Source organism: Actinomyces sp. oral taxon 170 str. F0386 (genome assembly GCF_000195595.1).
Taxonomy (GTDB): Bacteria; Actinomycetota; Actinomycetes; order Actinomycetales; family Actinomycetaceae; genus Actinomyces.
On the sequence record NZ_GL882536.1, the window covers coordinates 1 to 1,269 of the forward strand.

Sequence of the window (1,269 nt, forward strand, 5' to 3'; positions counted from 1 at the left end):
AGGGTCGTGTTCTAGTGTGGTGGTTGTCTTGTTCGAGTGTGTCTCTGTGGCTGGTTGTGGCCTGGGGGTGCTGGTGTGTTGTGTGAGGGGGAGTGAGTGGTGTTGGGGCGTGTGTCTCGGCGTGCGTTGCTGGTGGGTGGCTGGTCGGTTCTGGGGGTGCCGGTTCTGGCCGCCTGCCTGGGCCGGGAGAGCAAGGGGAAGAAGGGCGGCGGTTCGGCGGCGTCCGGCGGTGCGGGATCGGGCTCGGCCGGGGCCTCGGCGTCGGCGTCGGGTTCTGCTGGGGCCTCGGGTGGTTCGGGTCAGGGTGTGACCCGGACGGTGTCGACTGTTGGGGCGACCTTGAAGGTCACGGTGGGGCCGGCCGTGGTCTCCAACGATGTCATGGTGGTCCCTCTGGCTGTGCACCTGGACAAGGCCGGCTCCAGCAGTCCGTCCTCGTCCGGCTTCGGCCTGGACCTGGTGTGGAACGGCACGGATCGTTATACCGGGGCTGATGGTGTGCGGTTGGTGGACTTCGATGCCGGCACCGTCCAGGAGACCTTCAAGGCCTCCTCCGAGAGCACGCTGCTGATGGACAAGGAGCCCGATGTCACGTTGCATGCCTTGTTCAAGCCGGTTGACGCCAGCACCATCAACGTGCTGGTGCCTGAGTCGGGTCTGTTCGAGGGCGTGCCGGTGGTCCGCGACGGCAAGCTGTCCGAGGACGCCAAGAAGGCGTTGGAGGACGTCTACGACACCGAGAGCACTCCGGACCCGGTGGCGCTGGAGACCTTCACCGCCTCGGTGGACGGGGCCTCCGACACCCGGGTGACGGGCAAGTCGGTGACCATCACCCTGGCCTCGGACGTCCTGTTCGACTCGGACTCGGCCGATCTGAGCGCCCAGGCCGACACCACGCTGAAGAAGGCGGCCGACCAGCTGTCCACCTACCCCGGTGGGCAGGTCACGATCGTGGGTCACACCGACGACGTCGCCGACGACGCTCACAACCAGGACCTGTCCCAGCGTCGGGCCCAGGCCGTGTCCGACCGGCTGGGACAGCTGGCCAGCATGTCGGCCTACTCCGTGAGTGTCTCAGGCAAGGGCGAGAGCGAACCGCGGGTGCCCAACGACTCCGACGAGAACCGTCAGCTCAACCGCCGTGTGGAGATCACCCTGGTGCCCACCCAGGAGTCCTCCACCAAGTCACCCACCGGCACCAGCAAGGATGCGGACAAAGGCTCAGGTAAAGGAGGCGGCGATCTTCCCAAGGCCGAGGGCCCGGTCGCC

1 protein-coding gene is annotated in these 1,269 nt (G+C 67.1%); it reads left to right on the plus strand.

Going from position 1 to position 1,269, the window contains the following annotated elements:
• Positions 1-96: 96 nt before the first annotated feature.
• On the plus strand, positions 97-1,269 hold a 1,173-nt coding region (locus HMPREF9056_RS05010), incomplete at its 3' end, for an OmpA family protein (protein ID WP_216593599.1).